Genomic DNA, 23072 nt, shown 5'->3' with positions numbered 1-23072 from the left:
AATTAGTCTTTTTTATAGATTTTTCAATATGATAGAACTCGCAGGAATTATAATTTTAGGCATTTTGGCGCAATGGGTAGCTTGGAAATTTAAGATTCCAGCTATTTTACCGCTTATTTTAATTGGCTTATTAGTTGGGCCTATTGCAGCCGAATTTTTGAGTGGAGATGGAACCAAATGGATAGAACCTATTTGGAATGGTACCGAAGGTTTGTTCCCAGGGGAAAGCTTATTTTACTTTGTGTCCTTAGCTATTAGTGTTATATTATTTGAGGGCGGATTGACCTTAAAACTAAGTGAAATTAAAAATGTTGGACCTGTAATAACCAAGCTTATTACTGTAGGTTCTATGGTTACTTTCTTTGGTGCGGCTTTAGCTGCTCATTATATTTTTGATTTAAGTTGGCAAATTTCTTATTTATTTTCAGCATTAATTATTGTTACTGGCCCAACAGTTATTACGCCTATTTTAAGAAATATACCAATGAAGAAAGATGTTTCGGCTGTTTTAAAATGGGAAGGTATCTTAATAGATCCTATTGGTGCTTTAGTTGCCGTATTGGTTTTTGAGTTTATAAGCGTGGATGCAGGTGGTGAGTTTACCAAAACAGCATTGACTGAATTTGGTAAAATTGTACTATTTGGCTCCACTTTTGGTTTTGCTTTTGCACATGCCATGAATTTTATAATTAATAATAAGTGGGTGCCACATTATTTATTAAATGTATTTGCATTAGCTGCTGTTTTGGGTGTTTTTGTATTATCGGATGCTTTTGCTCACGAGTCTGGTTTATTGGCTGTTGTAGTTATGGGGATGGTTTTAGGTAACTCAAAATCGCCGTATTTAAAAGAGTTGCTTTATTTTAAAGAATCGTTAAGTGTATTACTGATTTCTATACTATTTATTCTTTTAGCTGCCAATATAAATGTTTCGGATTTAATGTTAATATACGACTGGAAAACAGCTATTCTTTTTGCTGTAATTGTTTTTGTAATTCGACCAATTGGGGTGTTTCTAAGTACACATGGTTCGTTATTAAAGTTAAACGAAAAAATATTTATTAGTTGGGTTGGCCCTCGTGGTATTGTTGCCGCAGGTATTGCATCTTTATTTGGGTTGAAACTGGCAAAAAAAGGTGTTCCAGGGGCTGAATATATTACGCCTTTGGTATTTATGATTGTTCTAGGAACTGTATTATTAAACGCAACTACAGCTCGGTTATTTGCGAAATTGATTGGTGTTTTCTTGAACAAATCTGAAGGTGTTTTAATAATTGGAGCATCTAAAGTATCTCGATTATTAGGACATTATTTAGAATCTAGTGGAAGAAATGTTGTGCTTATTGATAGTAATGAGCGTAATATCCAAAAAGCAAAAGAATTAGGTTTAACAGCTTTAAATATGAATATTTATTCTGATAGTTTAATGGATGATATTGAATTAAATAATATGGGGTATTTAATGGCCTTAACAGCAAATTCTGATATTAATAAATATGCTATTAATAAATTTAGTAAACAATTTGGCGAAAATGGTTCGTTTAGGTTAATAACTAAGGAAGAAATGCTAGATGAAAATAACAACCCTAAGGAAGGTTTATTTAGCAAAACCGATGATTACCGTGCGTTGAGTGATATTACTAGAAACCATCCATCAATTCAAGAAATTGATTTACTAGACAAAGCACATTATGAAAATTTAATTGAAATCACCAATCATGATAAAGATATTATCCCGCTCTTTATTAAAGATAACGAGGGCGAATTACATATTATTTCTTCTAATAATTTAAATGTAGAAACTATAGAAAAAGGTTTTCAGTTGGTGTATTTAGGTAAACCTATTGATGTTGAGAAGGTTTAATATTATAAAATAACAGTGAAAATTCTTTCAAATTTAGTAAACTTGGTATAATTATTGGTATTGTTTTAATTTAAATTCTTTACTATGAAAATGAAAATTTTACTTGCTTTTTTTATTGGAATTACGGTTTCTAGCTATTCACAAGGTGTTAATTATTTATGGGAATATACCTTAATTAATAAATTAAACGAAGATATTACTGTTTATGGTTTTGAACTACCCATAAGTAAATTACGTGGTGGTTTTGCTGTGTTAGATAAGGCAGGAAAGCAGACTGGCGAACATATAAATCCTGATGATTTTGAGTATCTTATATTCAAAAATTCAAAGGGAGAGGTTGTTAGATTAAAATCTTTACCTATTAAAAAATCTATTAGATCTTATATTTATTCCAATGCTTTTATGCTTACTTATATTGAGAATTTATCTGCAGATATGGAACAAGGAAAAGTTAATTTTTATGTTGATGAGTTTTCAGATATAAGAGCTTATTCATTTGGTGATAATGGAATAGATATTGCAGGAGAAAGTCGTCAAGGCTATAAGCGTAAGTATTTTAAGTCTTTTTATTTTGAAGATTTAAATGGATTACACAAAATAAACAACAAATCTGATTTTAATAAATTCCCTGAATTATTAGGGAAAGAGCTTTATAGAAAAATGAGACTTTCGGATATGGAATATGAAGATTTTTTATTCAATTATTTTACTAATTATAACAATTCTATAGATAGCACATTGGTTTCTGAAAACCTATAAACAGTTTTCTTAGAATATAATACTTGGTTTTAATGTTTATGTTAAATCTGTTTTTACACGATCTTCCGTAGGGTGAATTAGAGCAAGATATATAATTATTAAAATTCCAAAGAGTACAAAATCTTTATTCAGGAATAAAATTATAAAAGCAGCGCCTTCAAGGATAGCCCATCTTATTATAGATGCGGTTTGATATAGCGCCATGTTATCTTCTGGCTTTAGTTTACGGTCGGCATTTTTTAACTGTGTTTTAAACATAAAATTACTAAACACATAAGCTATTACAGGAATAAGCACATAAATAATATTAGACTGACTTAGCGGTGGCATATTAAAGTTTATAGACGTTACATTGCCTACTAGAATATACGCCATTACTAAACCTGCACATAAGGCTAAATGAATAATTTTAATAACTTTTAGTTTTTCTTCCATGAGTAATAATATCTAGTTGTTATTTCGGTGAACGAATTTAGATAATTTTTATTTGAATAGAAAGTTTACATTACAAGTAAACCAATTGCTTTAATTATTAATAAATTTAGCGGATTGCTGCAAAAGCGATAGTAGTGGTTAGCTTTTGGCGAGGCGCGCATCGAGCCAAAACTAGTAACGGATAGCGCGGTGGCTTGCCATTTGCTCTAAAAAGAAAAACCTCTTCGTTTTCACAAAGAGGTTTTAGCACTATTGGTATTTTGATATTAACCCTTAATTTGAAGGTTTGTAAATTCTTTAGTTACCACTAGGGTGTTATCTTTAAATTGTACGTCTTTTAAATCCACATATTCGTTATCTACTTTTATAGATTTTACTTCGAAAGGTAAACCATATAAGTTAATTTTAAAAGTGCTATAATTGGTGATGTATTGACCTGTTTTATGGATACGGATAATTAATTTATCTTCTGTTCCAGCTAAGTTAAATTTCTTTAAACTGTAACGGCCTTTAGTGTAATCATAACCATCGTCGGCATCTTCATAAAGCTCAGAATCTTCTTTACCATTTTTATAGTAAACATCTAGACCAAGTTCTTCAATAACTTTTTCGCCTACGTACTGTTGTATAGGGTATTTTGGAATAACAGCACCTGCTTTTATAAATATTGGCATGCTATCTAAATCGGCATCTACCCACATTTCTTTTCCACCAATTACTTGTTCTTTGCTCCAGAAGTTAAACCATTCGCCTCTTGGAATATACATGCGTCTTCCTTTAGCATTTGGCTCGTTTATTGGACAGACTAATATTTGATTACCAAAGATAAATTCGTCTATTCTGTAATGCGTTTGTACATCCTCTTGATCGAATAAAACCAAAGATTTTAGCATTGGTATATTGTCTTGTGAGTATTGGTAAAACGACGTGTATAAATACGGTAATAATTGGTATCTAATTTCGATAAATTTTCTAACAACATCGGTAATTTCTGTATCGAAAGCCCATGGTTCTTGATCACCATGATCTCCAGAAGAGTGTGTTCTACAAAATGGGTGGAAAGCTCCTAGTTGAATCCAACGGGCGTATAATTCTCCATTAGGTTGTTCTGCAAAACCTCCAATATCCGATCCTGCGAAAGAGAATCCAGACAGGGCTAAACGTTGTGCTTGAATATTTGCTATTTGTAAATGTTCCCAAGAAGCGACATTATCACCCATCCATGTGGATGTGTAACGTTGTGTTCCAGAATAAGCCGAACGTGTAATTACAAACGGACGTTTAGGGTAATTAAATTTTTTCACACCATGGTAAGTGGCTCTGGCCATTTGCATACCATAAATATTATGCGCTTTGTTGTGGCTACATGGGTTACCGTCGTAATCATGACGAACATCTGGCGGGAAGGTTTTCCCTGGCACATCCATTACAGCTGGCTCATTCATGTCGTTCCACACGCCTTTAACACCTATATCTTCAATAAGTTCTTTAAATAAACCGGCCCACCATTCGCGAACTTCTGGTCTCGTAAAATCTGGGAAATAACACTCACCTGGCCAAACTTTTCCTTTCATGTAAGGGCCATCGGCACGTTTACAGAAATAATCTTTTTCAAGACCTTCTCTAAATACGCTGTATTCGTTATCTATTTTAATTCCTGGATCTATAATTACAACGGTTTTAAAGCCATCGTCTGCCAATTCCTTAACCATACGTTTTGGGTTAGGGAAATAGTCTTCACTCCAAGTAAAACAACGGAAACCTTCCATGTAATCGATATCTAAATAAATAGCATCACAAGGTATTTTAAGTTCTCTAAATTTTGCTGTTATTTCCTTTACATTAGATTCTGGATAGTAACTCCATTTACATTGGTGGTATCCTAATGCCCATAATGGTGGTAATTCTGGAGTTCCTGTTAAATCTGTATAACTTGTTACTACATCTTGCATTTTAGGACCGTAAATGAAGTAATAATTCATTTCACCACCTTGTGCCCAGAAACTAGTTACATTTCTACGTTCGCTACAAAAATCGAAGTAAGTTCTAAATGTATTATCAAAGAAAATTCCATAAGATTTTCCGTTATGTAAGCCTGTATAAAACGGGATGGCTTTGTAAATAGGATCGGTGTGCTTTCCGAAGGCATAAGAATCTGTTGCCCAGTTCTCAAAACGACGACCTTTTAAGTTTAAATGCTCTGGCTTATCACCTAGACCATAGTAACTTTCACCATTTTGAGCGGCTTTACTCATTTTTACAATATCTCCACCAAGCTCGTAACTTTCTTCCCAGTGAAAACCAAGTTCGTCTTCACAAATAATTTTATTATCAATAGCATCAAACAGAGAAATTCTTAAATCTGATTTGTGAACGTGGCAAATTAATTTTGATGTAGTAATGACGTATTTTTCATCATCATTAGTAATTTCTAAATGGTTGTAACCTCTACTTGCTTTTTCATCTATGGCATAAGAGAAGTCTCTTTCAAATTTACCAACAGTACTGTAAGTAAATCGAAGTACACTATCGCGTAGAACCGTAAGTTTAAGAATGACATTATTTGAAGTTGAAAAATGTAGAACATCAACATCTTTGCTATAGTTTGTTATATCGGCTGGAAATAAATTTCCTTTATATTCTAGTTCTGTATTTAATATCATAAAGAAGGTATTAAAATTAATTTTCGAATTTACTGATTTTTAAAGCGCCAATAGGCTTCTTTTTGCTAAAAATTGAAATGAAATAATGTGTAAAACTCAAATATATAGTGGTTTATTGAAATATACTTAAATAATAGCAAAAGTTCCGTTTTTCGAATTTCGAATTTTTAATAAAATGTTAAATGTGTTGAGTTTTTTTGAAAATAATCAATTAATATAATAGAAAACACCAATTAGTATTTTTTCAATATGAAAATATATGCTAATTGGCATTAATCTTTTTAAATACAATAACTTGTTTTAAGTGAGTGTATTACCTCTTTTTTATTTAAACTGAAAAATAGTAACCGATAAAGGTGACAAAGTAACTTCAGCTGAAAAATCTTTGCCATTCCAAGGCTCTTTCTTGATAGTAATTTGTTTTTTGTTTGAAACACCACTACCGCCAAACTCTTTAGCATCACTATTAAAAATTTCTTTAAGCTTTCCTTTTACAGGAATTCCTATTTGGTAATTTTCACGTATGGTTGGTGTTAAATTACAAACTACAACCACATCATTTTCGGCTTCATAACCTTTTCTAACGTATGATATTACACAGTTTTCATGATCGTCGTAACTAATCCATTCGAAACCTTCTCCCGAAAATGCTTTTTCATATAAAGCTGGTGTTGTTTTGTATATTTTGTTTAATTCTTTAAAGTAATTCTGAAAGTTTTTATGAGGTTCGAATTCTAATAAATTCCAGTTTAAACTACCTTGGAAATCCCACTCATTATACTGTGCAATTTCGCCACCCATAAAGTTTAATTTGGTTCCAGGATGTGTAAACATATAACCGTAAAGTAAACGCAAGTTTGCAAAACGTTGCCACTCATCGCCAGGCATACGACCTATAATAGAGTTTTTACCATAAACCACTTCATCATGTGAAAGTGGGAGCATAAAATTCTCTGAGAACGCATAGGCTAAACTAAAGGTAATATCGTTTTGATGATATTTTCTATATACTGGATCTTTGGCAAAATACTCTAGTGTATCGTGCATCCAGCCCATCATCCATTTCATTCCAAACCCTAAACCGCCTAAAAAAACGGGTTTTGATACGCCTGGAAATGCTGTAGATTCTTCGGCAATGGTTTGTACATCGGGAAACGATGCATATATCTCTTGGTTTAATTCTTTTAAGAAATCTATAGCGGCAAGGTTTTCTCGGCCTCCATAAATGTTTGGTTCCCACTCACCTTCTTCACGAGAATAATCTAAGAATAACATGGACGCTACGGCATCTACACGCAAGCCGTCGGCATGGTATTGATCCATCCAAAAAGCAGCATTACTTATTAAAAACGATTTTACTTCGTTACGTTCGTAATTAAAAATTAAACTTTTCCAATCTTGGTGATAACCTTTTCTAGGGTCTGGGTGTTCATATAAGTTGGAGCCATCGAAAAAGCCTAAACCGTGGGCATCTTCTGGAAAATGAGATGGTACCCAATCTAAAATTATTCCAATATCATTTTGGTGTAATTTATCCACTAAATATTTAAATTCTTCAGGATAGCCAAATCTAGATGTTGGAGCAAAATAACCTGTAAGTTGATAACCCCAAGATGGATCGTAAGGATATTCCATAATAGGCATGAGTTCTACGTGAGTAAAATTCATTTCTTTTACATACTTCACTAAATCTTCGGCTAATTCAAAATACGACAAAAATCGGTCTTCTTCAACCTGTCTTTTCCAAGATCCTAAATGAACTTCGTAAACAGAGTAAGGAGCATCTAAAGCGTTGTGGTCTTTACGCTTTTTCATCCAATCTTTATCTTTCCATTTATAAGAATCATCCCAAACAATAGAAGCTGTGTTTGGTGGGTGCTCACAACGACGTGCATATGGATCTGCCTTTTCTGTTTTTATATCGTTATTATTACTTTGGATTTTATATTTATAAGTATCGCCTTTTCCAACGAGAGGAATAAAGCCTTCCCAAATACCACTAGAATCCCAGCGCACATTAAGTTGGTGCTCGCCTTCCATCCAGAAATTAAAATCGCCTATTACAGAAACTTGTTTTGCTGTGGGTGCCCAAACGGCAAAATAGGTGCCTTCAATACCATCTACGGTTACTAAATGCGACCCCATTTTTTCGTAAAGCCTGTAGTGTTTTCCTCCTTTAAAAAGGTCGATATCGAATTCTGTAAATAAACTATACGGTTTTACTTGTGCCATAAAATTATTTTGTTAGTTCCTATTTAAAGGAAAATTATGTCGTTTTTTAGTATGGGATTTTAACCCTTAATTTTTACTTATTAATCTTGAAAATATGAAATGGCATAGTAGGGTGTAACTCTACATAATTCCATTCGCTATGCCAATTATAACGGCTATCGGTTATTAAATCGTGCATTTCAAGATTGTGTCCGTTATGGACTGCTATATCTTGCAATGGTAATTGCACATTGGCTTGTTGCGAGTTATGTGGATCTAAACTAATAATAACTAGAATTTCGTTTGTTCTATCATCGTTCCATTTATAGAAAGCTAATAAATTATCATTCTGAATATTACAGAACTTAATATTATTAGTTTGCTGCAAAGCTTCGTTGAGGTTTCTAATAAAATTAATTTTCGAAATTATTGTTATTAGTTTGTTTTTAAGGTTCCAATCGTAATGTGTTATTTGGAATTTTTCTGAATTTAAATATTCTTCTTTTCCCAGTAATGGATCGGAAAGCATATATTCGAAAACAGGTCCGTAAATACCAATACTAGAGCTTAGTGTTGCTGCTAAAGCATAACGTTGCATGTGTTTAGACTCGTTGGCGCCCTGCAAGTGATATGGGTTAATATCTGGCGTGTTTGGCCAAAAATTTGGTTGCATATATTCTTTAAGTTCACTTTGTGTTAACTCTTCGACATATTCGGTTATTTCGTGTTTGCTTTCTCGCCATGTAAAATAGGTGTACGATTGTGTATAACCTTGTTTTGCTAGCTGCTTCATTACTTTTGGAGCAGTAAAAGCTTCGGCTAAGAAAATAACGTCTGGATGTTTTGCTTTTACTTCAGAAATAATCCAATTCCAGAAATAGAAAGGTTTTGTATGTGGGTTATCAACTCTAAAAATATTTACCCCACAGTCTATCCAATAGAGCATAACGTCTAAACATTCGTTCCAAAGTGCTTTATAATCTTCACTTTCCCAATATATAGGAAGAATATCTTGGTATTTTTTAGGTGGATTTTCAGCATATTGTACTGTGCCATCTGGTCGCCATTTAAACCATTTTGGATGATCTTTTACCCAAGGATGATCTGGTGCGGCTTGCAAGGCATAATCCATAGCAATTTCGAGATTGTTATCTTTTGCTGCTTGAATAAGTGATTTAAATTCGTCTAGATTTCCTAATTGTGGATGGATGGCTTTATGGCCGCCATATTGCGAACCAACGCCCCAAGTAGAGCCAACATCGCCTTCTTTAGCTTCGGTGGTATTGTTTTTGCCTTTACGGTTTACTTCACCAATAGGATGGATAGGAGGCAGGTAAACCACATCAAACCCCATATCTTTTACTCTTGGTAGTAAGCGTTTACAATCGTTAAATGTTCCATGAACACCCTCGTGCTCGGAAGCTGAACGTGGAAAAAACTCGTACCATGTGCTAAATCTTGCTTTTTTTCTATCTACATAAACTTGATATGTTTTAGAGGTGTTGGCAAGTATTTTTGTTGGGTTAGCAAAAAAGATATTGTATAATCGTTCCTTTACAGCTTCGGTAATAGCTTCTCCATAGCTGTTTTCATCTTTAAAAATGTGATGTAAATGCTCTAAATATGTTTTGTCTTCAGCGTTTACTTTTTCTATTAATGGCTCGATATATTCTGCACCTTCTAATAATTCTGAAACCACATGTTGGCCATCGTTTATTTTACGAATTAGGCCGTATCTCCAATTTAAGGCATAATCTACCCAAGCTTCAACTTTATAGCTGTAAAACCCTTGTTTTTCAACAGAAAATGATGAACGCCACTCATCGTTCGAGCTTAGCATCATTCTAGTTTCTTGCCAAGTTGTCTCATTTTCGTGTTTGTATAATACAGATGCTCCTAAAACATCATGGCCATCGGCCATAATATGTGCATCAATATTTACAATTTCATTTACAACACGTTTTATATAAAATTCGCCACCATTAACGGTTGGTGAAACATAATCAATTATAACTCTTTTTTGATTTTGCATTATTTGCTTAGTTATGTATGGTAATGAGTATATGGTTTTAATTCCTGCTTGGATTAATTAGTTTAATACAGGCAGAAATAACCTTTTTCTAAGAATATTACTAGATTTTATTTCGATTAAATAACGTATCCTGAAGGAATAGTTGCTCCGCTTTTAACTACAACAATACCATCTTTAATAAAGTACATATCGGTTTCTTTATCTTCTAAATGTTTACCACCGTTAATACGAACATCATCACCAATACGACAGTTTTTATCTAAAATACAGTTTTTTATAAAGCAACGCTCTCCAATACCTATAAGGACTTTAATATGATGATTTTCAATTTCATCTAAAGTTTCATAGTAGTCATTACCCATCATATAGGTGTTAATTACTGTAGATTCTTTGCCTATTCTTGATCGAATACCAATTACGGATTTTTCGATTTTTGCAGCGCCAATAATACAACCTTCAGAAACTACACTTCTGTCTAAAACGGTTCCTGCAATTTTTGTGGTAGGTAACATTCTAGCGTGCGTATAAATACGTTTTTTTTCATCGTATAAATCGAACTTCGGAATATCATCAGTTAAACCTAAGTTGGCTTCGAAAAAGGAATCAATATTTCCAATATCGGTCCAGTAACCTTCATATTGGTAACTTAAAGTTTTATGATCGCCTATAGATTGTGGGATAATTTCTTTACCAAAATCAATGGTATCTGGGTTTTCCATAAGTTTAACAAGTAAATCCTTGTTAAATACATAAATTCCCATGGAGGCTAGATAATTACGGTCTTGGCCTTTCATTTCATCGCTTACTTCCGAAGTCCAATCTGGTAATAATTCGGCATCGGGTTTTTCTATAAATGATGTAATAACATGTTCTTCATTCGCTTTTAAAATACCAAAAGAAGTAGCATCTTTTGCGTTTACAGGAATGGTTGCAATAGAGATTTCTGCATTAGAGGCCTCATGAGCTTCAATCATTTTATCGTAATCCATTTGATATAATTGATCTCCCGAAAGGATTAACGCATATTCAAATTCGTGACTTAAAAAATGATGCATACTTTGTCTAACCGCATCGGCAGTACCTTGAAACCAAGTTTTACTTTCTGGAGTTTGTTCGGCAGCTAATACATCTACAAAAGCACTACTAAAAAAACTGAAGTGATATGTGTTTTTAATGTGCCTGTTTAATGATGCCGAATTAAATTGTGTTAAAACGAAAATACGTTTAATATCGGCGTTTATACAGTTAGATATTGGGATATCTACAAGTCTGTACTTTCCCGCAATAGGAACTGCTGGTTTAGATCTTCTATCGGTTAGTGGATAAAGTCTGGATCCTTGACCACCACCTAAAACAATGGCTAAAACTTTGTTATTTATCATATTTTTAGTTTTTTAGTGCTTAGTTGTTAATAGTTATATTAGTGTTTTGTATAGTGTTTCTACTTGTTTAGCAATGGCCACCCAATCGAAATAATCTTCAACGCGTTTCCTTCCATTTTTCGCCATGGTTTCTCGTAAGTTTTTGTCGCTAATAACTTGGTTTACACCGTTGGCTAAATCTCTAGAAAACTTGTCGGGATCAATAGGCTCAAAAGGTGCTTCGGTTTGTTGTTCTAGTGGAATTAAAAGTCCGGTTTCACCGTGAACAACAACTTCTTTTATACCACCAACGGCACTTGCTACAACAGCAGTATTACAAGCCATAGCTTCAATGTTTATAATACCAAAAGGTTCGTAAATAGAAGGGCAACAAAATACGGCAGCATGAGAATATAACTGAATAATTTCTTCTTTAGTAATCATTTTATCAATCCAAATCACGTTTTTACGCGTTTTTTTAACTTCGTTAACCGCATTCTCCATTTCTTCACCAATTTCAGGTGTATCTGGAGCGCCTGCACAAAGTACAATTTGAGTATCTGGATCTATATATTTTATAGCATTCACTAAGTGGATAATACCTTTTTGGCGGGTAATTCTACCCACGAAAAGCACATAAGGTTTTGTTTTATCTACACCGTATGTATCTAAAGTTGCTGTTTCGTTTGTTTCAATATATTGTTCTAGGTTAATACCGTTATATATAACGTGTACTTTGCTTTCGTCTACATCAAAATGTTTAAGAACATCTTCTTTAGTTTCTTTGGATACGGCAATAAGTGCATCTGCCATTTCAATAGCTGTTTTTTCTACCCAAGAAGAGGCATCGTAACCACGACCCAATTGCTCGCGTTTCCATGGACGCAAAGGTTCTAAAGAGTGCGTGGTGATCACTAGTGGTGTGCCATAACAAAGCTTTGCAATAATGCCGGCAAAATGCGCATACCATGTGTGGCAATGAACAACATCTGCATCGATAGGTTCCGTGTTCATTTGGATGCCTGTGCTTAATGTTTTAAATACCGATTTTAACTTATCATCTGCACCATCAAAAATGGGGTTATCAAACGGGTAACCCTTTACACTTAAATTTTCCGATTTAGAGTCTTGGTCTCCAAAACATCGAACATCAATTTTCATTAGTTTAGACAGCTCATCAGCTAAATATTCAACATGTACGCCGGCTCCTCCGTATACGTACGGTGGAAATTCTCTTGTGTAAAAAAGTGCTTTCATTTAGTTGTTTTTGTTTTTTATGTCAATAGAAACATGTATATCAAAATGGTTTGGAGCAATTGTATTTTGAATATTTAAATTTTTCATGATAGGAGTATCAATATAACTTGTTTAGTATCACAATAAAAGTAAAAACAATTTATCTAATTACTTCATTTTTTTAAGACTATTTAAAAAAAATATTAACATCATTTTATATGATGTGTTTTGTTGTAAAAGAAACAAAACGATGTCTAGATTTTGAAAAATTGGTAGTAACTATTAATGTGAAAAAATATTAATTAATTGGAAAAAAGGCTCAGGAAAACACAGTATTAATAAGTGTTTTTGCAAGTTTAAATATTATTAATATTTCCTATGTTATAAACATACAAAATTATTGTTAACAAATTTGGCGGAATTTTATTTTTAAAGAAAAAAAGGTGTTATCGATATTATTCAAAATATTCAATAATTAATTTTACATAAACATCAAAAGGCTTGAAGAATAGTGATTGTATTTTGTTAGTACTGAAAGAAAACAACCACAAGCTTGGGTTGGCTTATATAATTTATATATTTAAGGTGTTTAATAATTAGAAAAAAGAAAGAATAAATGGGTGTAATTATATTTTTTTAATGAAAAGGAGCTTAACTTTAAATAGAACCCATTCAACCTTTTTTTATCCCATTTTAGATAATTGTATTTTATTTACTATCTATTTTTATTCAGATTTGTGATATCAAAAAACCGGACAATTATGGATACAATCATTAAATCACTCATTATTTTTCTTATAGGAATTGTTTCAGCTTATGCTCAAAACGATATTTCTGGTCTTATTTTAGACGTTAACAACAAGCCTTTAGAGTTTGCTAATGTTATTCTGCATCAGACAACTTCAAAAGAAACCATTACAGGTGTTATATCTTCGGAAGAAGGACTTTACAGGTTTGAAAGTGTAGAAAATGGAAATTATTATTTAGAAATTTCAGTATTAGGTTTTAAAACAAAAACATCCGAAGCTTTTCAACTAGAAAATAATCCAGAAACTATAAATTTTATATTAGAGGAAGATGTTTTAGATGAAATTTTAATAACTCACAAACGCCCCGTAATTAGACAAACGGCCGAAAAATTGATTATAGATTTAGAACAATCGGAAATGATTAACTCTAATTTACAAGATGTAATGCGAGGTGTGCCAGGAATTATTGTAACCAATAATGGTATTAGTTATGGCGGACAAAGTAATATTAGAATTCTTATAAACGGGAAAACCACCGATTATATGGATATTGATACTTTATTACGTGATATGCCTGCCGATAATATAGCAAAAGTAGAGTTGGTAGAACAACCAGGTGCTGAGTTTGATGCGGCTGGTTCTGGACCAATTATTAATATTATTTTAAAGAAAAACGTAAAACTAGGCACGCATGGTAATGTGGCAACTTGGGTTGGAGAGGATGAAGGTTTTGAGCATGGTACAAGTGCGTCTATTGCAAGTTATAAGAATAAACTAAATTGGCAAGCTAGTACTGGATATTCTAGCCCAACATGGCGAGAGGATTTATTTATTAAAAGAACGGTTGGAGATGAAACCTACGATCAAGCCACCATAGAGCCATATAACCCAAAAAGCTTTCGTGTTAGCGGAAGTGTAGATTATTATATAACCGATAAACATTCGGTTGGTATTGGTGTTAAAAATAGTAGTACAGATTCCGATAGGATTTCTAATAGTTCAAATATTATTACAACATCTACCACTACCGATTATTTGTATTCTGAAAATAGTTTTAATCGCGACCAAAAAGTGTTTAACGTAAACCCGTATTACGAGTTTAAAACCGATGCGCATAAGCTTACTGCCGATTTTAATTATGTAGATTATAAAAATGATAACGTAAATACGTTATCATCTGTGGAAGGAAGTACTATTTCTTATAATAACCAACAATATTTACAAAATGGAAATTATCAAATTAAAACTTATAAGAGTGATTATAGTCGGATGTTTTCCGAAGATTTTAAACTTAGTTTTGGCGCAAAATATTCGCAAGTAAATACAGATAGTGATTTACAATCTTTTACTCAAAATGAAAATGGCGGATTTGATTTTGAAGAAGCGTCGAGTAATACCTTTTTAGTAGATGAAAATATTTTTGCACTCTATTCAAAAATAAACATCACTAAAGGAAAATGGTCTTTTTCTGGTGGTTTACGTTTTGAGGATAGTAACACAAAAGGTACGTCTAGTAGTGATAATGAAGTTCGAGAACGAAAGATTTCTAAATTATTTCCAAGTGCGGCATTAAGTAGGAAAGTAAATAAAAATTTAGCTGCAAGTTTGGCATACAGTTACCGTATTAGCAGGCCTAATTATAATACTTTAAACTCGTTTGTAACGTATTACGATCCCTTGTCTTCCGATGTTGGAAACGAGAATTTAAAACCATCTTTTACCAATAATTATCAATTTAATTTAACTTTCGATGGGCAGCCGTTTTTTACTATAGCTTATAGTGAAACTAAAGACGATATGTTTCAGTTTGTTTCACAAGATAATGATACGGCGCAAATTGAACGAACAACAATTAACCTAGATGAGAGTAAGAATTTGAATTTTCGATTATTTGGCCCGCTAAGTTTTATAAAGGATGTAGAGGGTTATACAGGTATAATTGTAAGTCATAATAAATTTGGATCTAACCTTAATAATTTAAAATTAGAAAAATGGAGTTTAATTTGGATTGCTCAAGCTAGTTATGAGCTGCCGTGGAAAATTAATGCAGAAATAAACGGAAATTATGGAACGGGTGCATTGGAAGGTGGTATTGATGCAGATTGGTTTGCAGATTTAAATTTTTCTTTTGGAAAAAAGTTTTTAGACGATAAACTAAAAGTAAATTTAGCTTTTAGTAAAATGCTAAATAGAGGATTTGTTGGTGTTATCGATTATAACAATTTATATGCTAACATTGAGAGCAACCAGTCCAGACAAAATATTCAATTAAGGTTATCGTACAGTTTTGGTTCTAAATTTGGGAAAAAGACGAGTAGAAAAAATGCATCGGAAGATGAAGAAAACAGAATTAATGATAATAATTAATATGTTTGTATAACTATGAATAAGAAAATAAATAGAACCGATTTTTTAATTTTAGGCGTTTATTTTTTGGTGTCGTTTATTATTCAAGGCAAGTATTATATTGAACGTGATGCGTTGCTGAGAGAATATTTAATCGATTTTCCTGTCGAGATTATAAGTGTTACAAGTGTTATTTTTTTATTTACATTTTGGTTAATACCAAAAGTAGTTGTTCAAAAAAAATACGTTTTGTTTATAATTTACGGCGTTTTAATTTTACTTATTATTCCAGGGATCGATTATACTATCGGTTTTTGGACAGGGGCTAACGATTGGGCGAAATTTCCAAAAGGCATCGATTTTGTTTTACAAATGATTAGTTTAGGAACTCAGCAATCGGCCTTTCCATTTGCTTTATTTCTAACTAAAAAATTCTATGAAGGGCAAACCGAATACTTGAAAATTGAAAAACAGCAGAAAGAAAACGAACTTAAATTACTTCGCTCACAAATAGACCCGCATTTTTTGTTCAATAATTTAAATACCCTAGATGCACTTATTGATCGCGATACAATAAAAGCTAAAGAGTATATTAATAGGTTGTCGCTTATTTACAGGTATTTAATAAAAACCAAAGATGCTGAGGTTATGGAGTTATCTGAAGAAATTGAACTAGCCGAAAATTATATGTTTTTAATTAAAACACGTTTTGCAACAGATTACGATTTTAAAATAGAAAAGAAAATTGATATTGAAGATAAGTTTATACCAACAGGAGCAATACAAACATTACTAGAAAATGTGGTGAAACATAATAAACCCGTTGACGGTAGTGCTATAAAAACGGTAATTTGTATTGATGAAAATGAATTAACGGTGGTTAACACTAAGTCTAATATTATATCTAAAAACGAATCGTTTGGAACAGGTTTAGAGAACTTGAGAACACGATACAAATTCTTATCGGATAAAGAGGTTGTTATTGTTAATACTGAAGAGGAATTTAAAATAACAATTCCGATTATTAAATTAGTTGAAGAAAATTGAAAACAGTATGAAGATTTTAATTTTAGAAGACGAAATACCAGCATACCAAAAGCTAATATCTTTTGTAAACGATTATTTTGAAGATGAAATTCCTCACGATTGGGCGCGTTCTTTAAGTGAAGGGAAAGCTTTGTTGATTAATAATACTTACGATTTTATTCTGTCGGATATACAATTGTTAGATGGACTTTCATTCGATTTATTTAATGACGTTTCTATAAATACGCCCATTATTTTCTGTTCGGCTCACGATGATTATTTATTTCAAGCTTTTAATACCAATGGTATTGCTTATATCTTAAAACCATACACAGAGTCGGACTTTAAGAAGGCTATCGAGAAATACCAGTCACTTTTTAAACAAGGGTATTACACAGCATTAAATCAAGAAACAATAACCGAACTAAAGTCGGCTTTAAAAGAAGAACACGCTAGTTATAAAAAACGATTTGTTATTAAAAAAGCCAAAGGAATTCAGTTATTAAACGTTTTGGAAATAACAAAAATTGAAGCTTCTGGAGATTTTTGTATTGCAACCGATTTAAAAGGAAAACGACATACTATTTCTCAAAATTTAGGATCTATTAATCAGCAATTACATCCTAATAAATTCTTCAAAATTAATAGAAGTGAAATTATATGTATTGATGCTATCGAAAATATAGAAAGTCATTTTAAAAATCGCTTATTAATTACTATTACAGGAATTAAAGAAAAAGTTATGACGAGTTCGTCAACAACTTCCGATTTTAGAAGGTGGTTGGAGCAGTAAATAAAAAAAGCCTGATTAAATTAATTAATCAGGCTTTTTTCTATTGTTATCTATTTTCTTAGTTTAATCATTCAACTTTAAAACAGCCATAAACGCTTGTTGAGGTATTTCTACATTACCAACTTGACGCATACGTTTTTTACCTTTTTTCTGTTTTTCAAGTAGTTTTCTTTTACGAGAAATATCACCACCATAACATTTTGCTGTTACATCTTTTCTAAGGGCTTTAATTGTTTCTCTCGAAATAATTTTTGCACCAATAGCAGCTTGAATTGGAATATCGAATTGTTGGCGTGGAATTAATTCTTTTAATTTCTCACACATTTTCTTACCAATATTCTGTGCATTATCGGCATGAATTAAGGCAGAAAGCGCATCAACAGTAAGTGCATTTAAAAGAATGTCTAAACGTACTAATTTAGATTCTTTCATTCCAATAGGATGGTAATCGAAAGAAGCATACCCTTTAGAAACTGTTTTTAAACGATCGTAAAAATCGAATACAATTTCAGCAAGAGGCATTTCAAAAGTTAACTCAACACGTTCTGGTGTTAAATAGGTTTGATTAAGAACGATACCACGTTTTTCAATACAAAGAGACATCACATTACCAACAAAATCGGCTTTGGTAATAATAGTCGCTTTAATATATGGTTCTTCTACACGGTTTACGGTAGAAGGATCTGGTAAATCCGATGGGTTATTTACAATAAAAGCTTCGTTCGGGTTTTTGTTCGTAAAGGCGTGGTACGATACATTGGGAACAGTAGTAATTACCGTCATATCAAACTCACGTTCTAAACGTTCTTGGATAATTTCCATGTGTAACATTCCTAAAAATCCACAACGGAAACCAAAACCTAAAGCTGCAGAACTTTCTGGAGCAAACACTAACGATGCATCGTTAAGTTGTAGTTTTTCCATCGAGTTTCTAAGTTCTTCGTAATCTTCAGTGTCTACTGGGTAAATACCAGCAAATACCATAGGTTTAACATCTTCAAAACCTTCAACGATATTTGTTGTAGGGTTGTCAAAATCTGTAATAGTATCACCTACTTTAACTTCTTTTGCAGTTTTTATACCAGTAATTAAATAGCCAACATCACCAGTTTTTACACTTTTTTTGGCAACTTGAGTTAGTTTTAAGGTGCCAACTTCGTCTGCATAATATTCTTTATCCGTTGCAACGAATTTAATTTTTTGTCCTTTTTTTATTTCGCCGTTAAAAACTCTAAAATAAGTTTCAATACCTCTAAAAGTATTATAAACGGAATCGAAAATTAAAGCTTGTAAAGGTGCATTTGGATCTCCTTTAGGAGCAGGAACACGATCGATAATAGCTTTTAAAATATTTTCGACACCAAAACCTGTTTTTCCACTAGCGTGAATTACTTCTTCCGGAGAGCAACCTAATAAATCTACAATATCATCGGTTACTTCTTCTGGGTTTGCACTTGGTAAATCTATTTTATTCAGTACTGGAATAATCTCTAAATCATTTTCTAGAGCTAAATATAAATTAGAAATAGTTTGTGCTTGTATACTTTGTGCGGCATCTACAATTAGAAGTGCACCCTCGCACGCTGCAATAGATCTAGAAACCTCATAAGAGAAATCCACGTGGCCAGGAGTATCAATTAAATTTAATATATATTTTTCACCATCTAATTCATAATCCATTTGGATGGCGTGCGATTTTATGGTAATACCACGTTCGCGCTCCAAATCCATACTATCAAGTAGTTGGGCTTGTTGCTCTCTAGCGGTTACAGATCCTGTAAAATCTAACAAACGGTCGGCAAGTGTGCTTTTTCCGTGGTCAATATGTGCAATAATGCAAAAGTTTCTAATGTTCTTCATAGTCAACAGTCTTCATAAGGAAGATTTGCCAAAGATAGCTGTTTTCATTGAGTTTTACGATTAGACTTTTTAGGTTTCTTACAATGTTTGAATTTCAATTTAATATGAAGTAAAAATTATTCGTCACTTTCATGTGCTTTCAAATCTTCGGTTAAATCTAATTTTCTAAAAGAAGGTGAAGCTAAGCCGGTGGCAACTACAGTAATTAAAGTCATTGTGCCTCCAAAAACCACAGCGGTAACCGCTCCGAAAAGTTTCGCGGTAACACCACTTTCAAAAGCACCTAATTCATTGGATGATCCTACAAACATAGAGTTTACTGAGGATACACGCCCACGCATATGATCGGGTGTTTTTAGTTGAAAAATAGTTTGCCTAATTACCATAGAAACTCCATCCGTCATACCGCTGAAAAATAGAGCTATTGCCGAAATCCAGAATATATTTGATAATCCAAATACAATAATACATACTCCAAAACCAAAAATGGCAACTAATAATTTCATGCCTGCATTTTTACTTATCGGAATATAAGCTGTAATCAACATGGTAATAAAAGCTCCAACGGCTGGTGTAGCGCGTAATACGCCAAAACCTTCGCTTCCCACTTTTAAAATATCTTGAGCAAAAACCGGAAGAAGTGCGATGGCACCTCCAAAAAGTACGGCAACCATATCTAAAGTCATCGCACCTAAAATGGCTTTGGTTTTAATTACAAAGCGTACGCCTTCTTTTAAACTTTCTATTACCGGTTCGCCAATTTTAGGATTTAAAATAGGCTTGCGTTTTATTTTTAGTAAGATGAAAAGGGAAGAAAGTATTAACCCAAATATGATACAAAGCGACCAATGTACGCCAATCCAACCAATGGTGAAGCCTCCTAAAGCGGGGCCTAAAACACCAGCCATTTGCCATGTAGAACTGTTCCATGTGGCGGCGTTTGGATATACTCTTTTAGGCACGATTAAAGCTACGAGTGAAAATATTGTAGGTCCAAAAAATGAACGTAAAAAGCCGCCAAAAAATACTAAGGCGTATATGGAATATAATATGCTTTTAGAATTCCAATCTCCAACAATTTTATTCCAAGTGAGTAAAAATAAACCTAAACTAATTAAGGAAAAGGCGGCAATACAAGTTGCTAAGAGATTTCGTTTTTCTTTTTGATCTACAATATGACCCGCAAAAAGCGCCATGGTAAAGGCTGGTATAATTTCCATTAAACCAATAATACCAAGAGATAATGGATCTTTTGTAAGGCTGTAAACTTGCCATTCGATAACAATAAATTGCATAGACCAACCAAAAACTAGTAGAAAGCGGACTAATAAAAATATGTTGAATTCTTTAATACGCAATGCTGCGTAGGGATCGGTTTTTGCCATGATTACCTTTCTGTGAAGACAGAAATTTTAGTTTTAACTTATGCTATATTAGCTACTAAGGTTTTGTTTTTAAGCCTTAATATCGCGTATTTTCATTTGTAAGCTTACATTACCTTGCCATTCGTTTTCGTCTATAGAATAAACGGCTTTAAATGGTTTGCTATTTGAAATTATTTCAAATTTATCTGCCATGCTAAAACCGATACCAACTATTTGTTTTGAAGTACCTTCTTGTGTTGCTGTTAATCTTAAATGGGTTTGATCTGCACCAACTGGTTTTCCGTAGCCTGTATCGATGAGGTTTTCTGTTAAAAAAACGGGTGTCATATTACTTGGTCCGTAAGGTGCAAATTGTTTTAAAATTCTATTAAATTTAGGCGTAATGCTTTCTAAATCTATTTCGAGATCAATTTTTATTTCTGGTGTTAGCAAATTTCTGTCGATGGTTTTAGAGACTTCATCTTCAAAAGCTTGCTTAAAAGCTTCGTAATTTTCTTCTTTTAATGTTAATCCCGCAGCGTATTTATGTCCACCAAATTGTTCAATATGTTCAGTACACGCTTCTAATGCATTGTAAACATCAAAACCTCTAACCGAACGTGCTGAAGCAGCTAAAAATTCACCACTTTTAGTAAAAACTAAAGTTGGTCTGTGGTATGTTTCGGTTAATCTAGAAGCTACAATGCCAATAACACCTTTGTGCCAATCCTTATGATAAACTACGGTTGTTATGCGGTCTTGTTCTTTATTTTCTTCAATTTGTATAAGTGCTTCTTCGGTTATTCTTTTATCGGTTTCGCGACGTTCAAGATTATAATCGTTAATTTCAGCAGCATATTTGGTAGCCAACTCATCATCATCCTCGGTTAATAAGGTTACAGCGTAATTACCATGTTTCATGCGGCCAGCAGCATTAATGCGTGGAGCTACAATAAAAACAACATCGGTTATGGTAAGTTCTGTTTTTTCTACTTGAGTTAAAATCGCTTTAATTCCTGGTCGTGGATTGGTGTTTATAATCTGTAATCCAAAGTAGGCGAGAACACGATTTTCACCATCTATAGGAACAATATCTGCTCCAATAGCCGTGGCTACTAAATCTAAATATTCGGTTAAATCCTCAGCTGTTTTTCCCTTTTTAGACGCTAAAGCTTGAATAAGTTTAAAACCTACACCACAACCACAAAGTTCTTTATATGGGTAGTTACAGTCTTCTCGTTTTGGGTCTAAAACAGCAACTGCATCTGGAATTTTATCGCCTGGTCGGTGATGATCACATATAATAAAATCTATTCCTAATTTTTTTGCATGCTCTACTTTATCAATCGCCTTAATACCGCAATCTAGTGTGATTATTAATGTGAAGTTGTTTTCTAAAGCAAAGTTTACACCTTTAAATGATACACCATAACCTTCATCATATCGATTTGGAATGTAGGTGTAAACAAGGTTATGTAGGGTTTTTAAATAAGTAGACATTAAAGCAACCGAAGTGGTGCCATCGACATCATAATCACCATAAACTAAAATGTTTTCTTGGTTAGCAATCGCTTTTTCAATGCGCACCACAGCTTTGTCCATATCTTTCATTAAGAATGGATCGTGCAAATCTGTTAAACTGGGGCGGAAAAAAGTTTTTGCTTCTTCAAAAGTTTTAATGCCACGTTGCAAAAGTAATGTTGCCGTGGTAGTGTCTACTTGTAGTGCTTTTTGCAAAGCTTCAGTTTCTTCTACTTGTGGTTTTTCTTTTAATGTCCAACGCATTTTGTGTTTATTTAAGAACCTTCAAATGTAGTTAAAACTTTATACTTTAATGTGCTTCAACTAAAAATCTAAATTTTCGAACTTAAATACTTTTGCATTTTTAACTTCAATAAAGATTATTTTAAATGAAAGTGGGTTTCAATGGTTAATTCTGAAAATTGACGGAACATTTCCATAACGCCACAATATTTTTCAATAGATAAATCGACTGCTTTTTGAAGTTTCTTTTCGTTTAAATTATTTCCATAAAAATGGAAATGCATAGCTACTTTATCGTAATATTTTGGGTGTTCTTCTGTTAAATTAGCTTCAGTTTCAATTTTGAAAGTATCAACATCTAGTTTCATTTTTTTAATTAATGATGCTACATCAAGTCCAGAGCAACCTGCTAAAGCAGACAGCATAAGTGCTTTTGGGCGATAGCCTTCGCTTTTTCCACCGTTTTCTTCACCTGCATCTATAAAAAGGTTGTGTCCGGATGGGTTAGTGCTTTCAAATTTCATTTCACCTAACCAGGTTGTAGTAACTAAATTTTTCATTTTTCTTAATTTGTTTGCTCAAAAATAGTATAAAATAATGTAAAAATGA

15 protein-coding genes are annotated in these 23072 nt (G+C 32.9%); 5 read left to right on the top strand and 10 right to left on the bottom strand.

Going from position 1 to position 23072, the window contains the following annotated elements; all coding sequences use genetic code 11:
• The first annotated feature begins 28 nt into the window (after nt 1–28).
• Complete coding sequence (locus GQR97_RS05870; protein ID WP_158846400.1) at nt 29–1864, top strand: cation:proton antiporter; 1836 nt, start codon at nt 29–31, stop codon at nt 1862–1864.
• A gap of 90 nt (nt 1865–1954) precedes the next feature.
• Nucleotides 1955–2623, top strand: coding sequence for a hypothetical protein (locus GQR97_RS05865; RefSeq protein WP_158846398.1), 669 nt, complete (start codon nt 1955–1957; stop codon nt 2621–2623).
• 36 nt (nt 2624–2659) lie between these two features.
• Here the strand turns inward: GQR97_RS05865 and GQR97_RS05860 are convergent, their stop codons facing one another.
• The 6 genes from GQR97_RS05860 to glgA all read right to left on the bottom strand — a co-directional run bounded on the left by GQR97_RS05860 (nt 2660) and on the right by glgA (nt 12582).
• On the bottom strand, nt 2660–3058 hold the full coding sequence (locus GQR97_RS05860; RefSeq protein WP_158846396.1) for an MFS transporter: 399 nt from the start codon (nt 3056–3058) through the stop codon (nt 2660–2662).
• Nucleotides 3059–3324: 266 nt separating this feature from the next.
• Entirely contained in the window at nt 3325–5721 is a 2397-nt protein-coding gene (locus GQR97_RS05855) for a glycoside hydrolase family 31 protein (RefSeq protein ID WP_158846394.1), read from the bottom strand.
• Between the two features lie 324 nt (nt 5722–6045).
• On the bottom strand, nt 6046–7953 hold the full coding sequence (gene glgB / locus GQR97_RS05850) for a 1,4-alpha-glucan branching protein GlgB (RefSeq protein ID WP_158846392.1): 1908 nt from the start codon (nt 7951–7953) through the stop codon (nt 6046–6048).
• A 73-nt stretch (nt 7954–8026) separates the two neighbouring features.
• Nucleotides 8027–9964, bottom strand: coding sequence for an alpha-1,4-glucan--maltose-1-phosphate maltosyltransferase (locus tag GQR97_RS05845; protein WP_158846390.1), 1938 nt, complete (start codon nt 9962–9964; stop codon nt 8027–8029).
• Nucleotides 9965–10080: 116 nt separating this feature from the next.
• The gene (locus GQR97_RS05840; protein WP_158846388.1) at nt 10081–11346 is read right to left on the bottom strand and encodes a glucose-1-phosphate adenylyltransferase; all 1266 of its coding nucleotides are present in this window, start codon (nt 11344–11346) and stop codon (nt 10081–10083) included.
• Between the two features lie 33 nt (nt 11347–11379).
• Entirely contained in the window at nt 11380–12582 is a 1203-nt protein-coding gene (gene glgA, locus GQR97_RS05835; RefSeq protein ID WP_158846386.1) for a glycogen synthase, read from the bottom strand.
• Between the two features lie 740 nt (nt 12583–13322).
• Between glgA and GQR97_RS05830 the strand changes: the two genes are divergently transcribed.
• The 3 genes from GQR97_RS05830 to GQR97_RS05820 are packed head-to-tail and all read left to right on the top strand — an operon-like array spanning nt 13323 to nt 17475.
• A complete protein-coding gene (locus GQR97_RS05830; RefSeq protein WP_158846384.1) occupies nt 13323–15677 on the top strand; it encodes an outer membrane beta-barrel protein in 2355 nt (784 codons plus the stop codon).
• Between the two features lie 15 nt (nt 15678–15692).
• The gene (locus tag GQR97_RS05825; protein ID WP_158846382.1) at nt 15693–16703 is read left to right on the top strand and encodes a sensor histidine kinase; all 1011 of its coding nucleotides are present in this window, start codon (nt 15693–15695) and stop codon (nt 16701–16703) included.
• A gap of 7 nt (nt 16704–16710) precedes the next feature.
• A complete protein-coding gene (locus GQR97_RS05820; RefSeq protein WP_158846380.1) occupies nt 16711–17475 on the top strand; it encodes a LytR/AlgR family response regulator transcription factor in 765 nt (254 codons plus the stop codon).
• 63 nt (nt 17476–17538) lie between these two features.
• Here the strand turns inward: GQR97_RS05820 and lepA are convergent, their stop codons facing one another.
• The 4 genes from lepA to GQR97_RS05800 form a co-directional block, all read right to left on the bottom strand.
• Nucleotides 17539–19335, bottom strand: coding sequence for a translation elongation factor 4 (lepA, locus tag GQR97_RS05815; RefSeq protein WP_158846378.1), 1797 nt, complete (start codon nt 19333–19335; stop codon nt 17539–17541).
• A 116-nt stretch (nt 19336–19451) separates the two neighbouring features.
• Nucleotides 19452–20720 carry an MFS transporter gene (locus GQR97_RS05810; protein ID WP_158846376.1) on the bottom strand — a complete coding sequence of 423 codons (1269 nt, stop codon included), beginning with the start codon at nt 20718–20720 and terminating at the stop codon, nt 19452–19454.
• Between the two features lie 69 nt (nt 20721–20789).
• Entirely contained in the window at nt 20790–22484 is a 1695-nt protein-coding gene (recJ, locus tag GQR97_RS05805) for a single-stranded-DNA-specific exonuclease RecJ (protein WP_158846374.1), read from the bottom strand.
• Nucleotides 22485–22600: 116 nt separating this feature from the next.
• Entirely contained in the window at nt 22601–23023 is a 423-nt protein-coding gene (locus GQR97_RS05800; protein ID WP_158846372.1) for an OsmC family protein, read from the bottom strand.
• Between the last annotated feature and the right edge of the window lie 49 nt (nt 23024–23072).

It is taken from the genome of Algibacter sp. L1A34 (genome assembly GCF_009796805.1).
In the GTDB taxonomy this organism is placed as follows: Bacteria; Bacteroidota; Bacteroidia; order Flavobacteriales; family Flavobacteriaceae; genus Algibacter.
This window is presented reverse-complemented; position numbering and strand designations above follow the sequence as displayed.

Bases quoted from the DNA above. Each gene is read 5' to 3' on its own strand.
- GQR97_RS05870 (WP_158846400.1), top strand. From the start codon at position 29: ATGATAGAACTCGCAGGAATTATAATTTTAGGCATTTTGGCGCAATGG.
- GQR97_RS05865 (WP_158846398.1), top strand. From the start codon at position 1,955: ATGAAAATTTTACTTGCTTTTTTTATTGGAATTACGGTTTCTAGCTAT.
- GQR97_RS05860 (WP_158846396.1), bottom strand. From the start codon at position 3,058: ATGGAAGAAAAACTAAAAGTTATTAAAATTATTCATTTAGCCTTATGT.
- GQR97_RS05855 (WP_158846394.1), bottom strand. From the start codon at position 5,721: ATGATATTAAATACAGAACTAGAATATAAAGGAAATTTATTTCCAGCC.
- glgB (WP_158846392.1), bottom strand. From the start codon at position 7,953: ATGGCACAAGTAAAACCGTATAGTTTATTTACAGAATTCGATATCGAC.
- GQR97_RS05845 (WP_158846390.1), bottom strand. From the start codon at position 9,964: ATGCAAAATCAAAAAAGAGTTATAATTGATTATGTTTCACCAACCGTT.
- GQR97_RS05840 (WP_158846388.1), bottom strand. From the start codon at position 11,346: ATGATAAATAACAAAGTTTTAGCCATTGTTTTAGGTGGTGGTCAAGGA.
- glgA (WP_158846386.1), bottom strand. From the start codon at position 12,582: ATGAAAGCACTTTTTTACACAAGAGAATTTCCACCGTACGTATACGGA.
- GQR97_RS05830 (WP_158846384.1), top strand. From the start codon at position 13,323: ATGGATACAATCATTAAATCACTCATTATTTTTCTTATAGGAATTGTT.
- GQR97_RS05825 (WP_158846382.1), top strand. From the start codon at position 15,693: ATGAATAAGAAAATAAATAGAACCGATTTTTTAATTTTAGGCGTTTAT.
- GQR97_RS05820 (WP_158846380.1), top strand. From the start codon at position 16,711: ATGAAGATTTTAATTTTAGAAGACGAAATACCAGCATACCAAAAGCTA.
- lepA (WP_158846378.1), bottom strand. From the start codon at position 19,335: ATGAAGAACATTAGAAACTTTTGCATTATTGCACATATTGACCACGGA.
- GQR97_RS05810 (WP_158846376.1), bottom strand. From the start codon at position 20,720: ATGGCAAAAACCGATCCCTACGCAGCATTGCGTATTAAAGAATTCAAC.
- recJ (WP_158846374.1), bottom strand. From the start codon at position 22,484: ATGCGTTGGACATTAAAAGAAAAACCACAAGTAGAAGAAACTGAAGCT.
- GQR97_RS05800 (WP_158846372.1), bottom strand. From the start codon at position 23,023: ATGAAAAATTTAGTTACTACAACCTGGTTAGGTGAAATGAAATTTGAA.